Origin of the sequence: Candidatus Protochlamydia sp. R18 (genome assembly GCF_000648255.1) — a bacterium.
Classification (GTDB): domain Bacteria; phylum Chlamydiota; class Chlamydiia; order Chlamydiales; family Parachlamydiaceae; genus Protochlamydia; species Protochlamydia amoebophila.
Genome location: NZ_BASL01000767.1, coordinates 1 through 3,316 on the forward strand (window position 1 = coordinate 1; position 3,316 = coordinate 3,316).

Sequence of the window (3,316 nt, forward strand, 5' to 3'; positions counted from 1 at the left end):
ACGCTGCCTGCCATAAAATTGATAGCGGTTGTCGCAAAATTGATGAAAAACTTTCCACTATTATTCCTCAAATTCAGGATTTAGAAGCCCAACAACAAGAATTTAAGCAAACGGTTGCAGAAACTTGCCTTATCCAGGCTGAAACAAGGGAAACCATTGGGCAAATTCAGGCAGAGATTGAGGGAATAAGAGTGTATACTTCTATTCCCACTCAAGAAGAACTAGATAACGGAAAAGAACAAAATCCACTACTGGCATCCATGCAAACGCAATGTGAAATACTGCGCTCTCACATAGACTTTATGAATACAATAAATGAGAAAAAATCCGCTGATTTAAAGGCATTCAATCAAGCCTTTCAAGAACTTCAAGAATCTTATGAGGAACTAGAAATTCTTAGGCAAGAAATAAAACAGTTTCAACAAGATGATGAAGAGTTTGTAAAAGGTGTAGAAGAGCTTCGAGAAGATGGCAAACAGCTTGCACAAGCAGTGGAAGAGCTTGGAGAAGATAACAAACGGTTTGCACAAGCAGTGGAAGAGCTTGGAGAAGATAACAAACGGTTTGCACAAGGAGTAGAAAAGTTTGGAGAAGATAACGAACGGCTTGCGGAAGAAACAAATAAGCTAACTGAAGGTGTACAAGCCCTTAAAATCGATATAAAAGAAATCGATCAAACACATGAAAGGTTGGAAAACCGGTTACAAGAAATACAAGAAACTGAGCGATTAATGAAAAAAATTACCAAACTATTTAATTCCTCTCAAGTTTCAGATTCGCAAACGTCAACAACGCAAACTTCTCTAACAGGCGTAAATTTACACTCGCAGCAAACAACAAAACGTAAAATTACATTTCTTGGTTCAATCAAAAACTTAATATTTCATTCATCTTCTCGTAAAAATTTTTCGACTTCATTCTTAAATCAGATTCGTTTAATTTTTGCTTGGATTGGTATTTTTCAAATTGCCAATGCGATTCTGTCATCCTGCCAAACTAAAAAAAATCATCCTTCTAATCAAAAGGGAGCATTTTTTTCTGCTATCTCATCTTCCAAGAGAAAGCAAAGTGATGAGTAAAAAATTTGCAATTAAAATAATTTAATACGATTAATTTGCCAAACTAAACGGCGTATAGCCAATTGAAATGAGAATTTAGGTAGTGCTAAATAGGTAAGGCTCTCAATTGTCTATTGTAATCACAAATAAAGTATTTTTATTAACCCCATGTGATTAGATAGTGTAGTCAGGAGAAATGGAATAAATGCTTAAATGTGCTACTCTTCTAAGCTCATCAATGGAGCATCTTATGGAAGCGCACAGAAGACATGATATATCCGCCAAATTTGGCTTTCCATGAGTCATAAGTAGCGGGAGCTATGCTATATTTACGACAAACTTCAGCTACTGCTGAGCCTGCTTCTACTTCTTTGAGTATTTGAATGATGTGTTCTTCTGAAAATCTTTTTTTCATTGGTTCGTTTCCTAAAATTTATTTATTTTAACACGAACCTCTATTTCTTCTTGGATGATTTTTAAGGGGCAAGGTCAGTTTCCATATAAATCAATAATGTGATTGTATCAGTAAAAAAAAGGATTTACTTCTTGCTTTATCATTTATATAAAACTGTTCAAACCTCTATAGATTACTTCAGTCTAACAAAATTGAATAAGCTGTTCATTAATGTCTGGATAATTTTTAATGCCGTTTCCCACCAACTTGGCTTTGCTATATTTTCTTGACTTGTTGAATTCGTAAATAAAGAAATATTGTCTGTCTCTTTTTCAACTACGGCTTGTTGATCGAGATTAGCATTTGTATTTAAACTTTCTTTTACCTTGCGTAAAGGAGGTCTAAAATCTCTTAAAAACTGCTTATGGTCATCCATTAACTTTTGCATTTCTGCTTTATGCTTTTGCATCTCTGCTTTATATTCTTGTCTCTCTGCTTTATATCCTTGCCTCTCTGCTTTATATCCTTGCCTCTCTGCTTTATATCCTTGCCTCTCTGCTTTATGCTTTTGCATCAGCTTTTCAATTGTTTGAATCGCTGAAATAAGTTCAAGTTGATCAGGACTTTTAGAAAGCTTGCTCACCTTCTTTTGAACACCACCTAAACGAGAATTTGTAATAATTCGTCTTGGTTGGTTTGATAAAGCATAAGCAGAAGAATACATTGGAGGGCTTAAATGTATTGACATATTTAACGATCCTATAATCTTTAAACTAAAACTGCGACTTTGGAATAAAATAAAAAAACTATGTTTTATTGTTATTTTACCAGACCTAGCCAAATAGCTCTATAACTATTTTTTTGATCCGATTAGCACAGAAACCGGATTTTTATACAAACAAATAAGCTAATATCGATTTATAATCAATCGATTAAAGACAGAAAAAAAATAAGTTAATCTGGACTTAAAAAAACTTTGTTAACATCCAGATTAACAGCATAAGTAATTTTATTTTTTCTCTGTCGTTGGCCAATATTTTTCTTCTATCTTAACCTTTAAATCTCTTAATTTTCTTTCTTCTGCACTGATTTCTTTAGCAGTTATCGTAGTAGATTGATTAAGGACTTTTTGTTCTTCAGGCGTTAGATTTCTTTTAGAAACAGTATCATTATAGCGAGGATAGACGTAGGTCACTAATCTATCTGCTATACCCATGTCTTGTAAATTTTTAACTTCTTTTTCCAAAGCATAATTTTTACTTTCAAGTACAGAGCATTGCTGTAAAACATTAGCACTTCTATTTAGATTTTCTACTGTCTCACGCGCAAGAGGCCTAAAATCTTTTAAAAACTGTTCATGATCACCAATCATTTTTTTTATCTCTGCCTTGTACTCCTGCCTCTCTGCCTTGTACTCCTGCCTCTCTGCCTTATACTCCTGCCTCTCTGCCTTATACTCCTGCCTCTCTGCTTTATGCTTTTGTATCTCTGCTTTATGCTTTTGCATCTCTTCTTTATGCTTTTGCATTAGCTCTTCAATTGTTTGAACAGCTGTTGTTTTTAAAGCGGTATACTCTTCATTTAGTTTGCCTACATCTGTTGCTTTTAATCTAGCATACTCTTCAGTCAGCTTGCCTACATCTGTTGTCTTTAAAGCAGTATACTCTTCAGTCAGAGTGGTCACCTTTTCCTGTGCAATAGCTAGGCTATAATTTTTAACAAATCTAGTAACATCTAGGACTTTGGTTGGGTCCAGAGGGCATATAAATGGTGTTCCTTGAGCAATTGCTCTGTTATAAATTTGCATAATTGCTTCTCGTTCAAATGTATGGCCACAATCATCTACAACAGGATCTGTGAAAGG

4 protein-coding genes are annotated in these 3,316 nt (G+C 34.4%); 1 reads left to right on the forward strand and 3 read right to left on the reverse strand.

The genetic code is table 11. The annotated features are described in order from the left end of the window. Positions 1-1,079 (forward strand): hypothetical protein (locus tag TY19_RS16290; RefSeq protein WP_042280379.1); only part of this gene is annotated, 1,079 nt, incomplete at its 5' end. A 214-nt stretch (positions 1,080-1,293) separates the two neighbouring features. On the opposite strand, the gene TY19_RS10200 is transcribed toward TY19_RS16290, so the two are convergent. The 3 genes from TY19_RS10200 to TY19_RS16295 form a co-directional block, all read right to left on the reverse strand. Then, positions 1,294-1,473: a transposase gene (locus tag TY19_RS10200; protein WP_042282275.1), complete on the reverse strand. Its 180-nt coding sequence runs from the start codon at positions 1,471-1,473 to the stop codon at positions 1,294-1,296. Between the two features lie 172 nt (positions 1,474-1,645). After that, the gene (locus tag TY19_RS10205; RefSeq protein WP_042282278.1) at positions 1,646-2,200 is read right to left on the reverse strand and encodes a hypothetical protein; all 555 of its coding nucleotides are present in this window, start codon (positions 2,198-2,200) and stop codon (positions 1,646-1,648) included. A 261-nt stretch (positions 2,201-2,461) separates the two neighbouring features. Then, a partial coding sequence (locus tag TY19_RS16295) for a hypothetical protein (RefSeq protein ID WP_042282280.1) occupies positions 2,462-3,316 on the reverse strand: 855 nt, incomplete at its 5' end.

Coding starts and splice junctions, on each gene's coding strand:
- TY19_RS10200 (WP_042282275.1), bottom strand. CDS start 1,473: ATGAAAAAAAGATTTTCAGAAGAACACATCATTCAAATACTCAAAGAA.
- TY19_RS10205 (WP_042282278.1), bottom strand. CDS start 2,200: ATGTCAATACATTTAAGCCCTCCAATGTATTCTTCTGCTTATGCTTTA.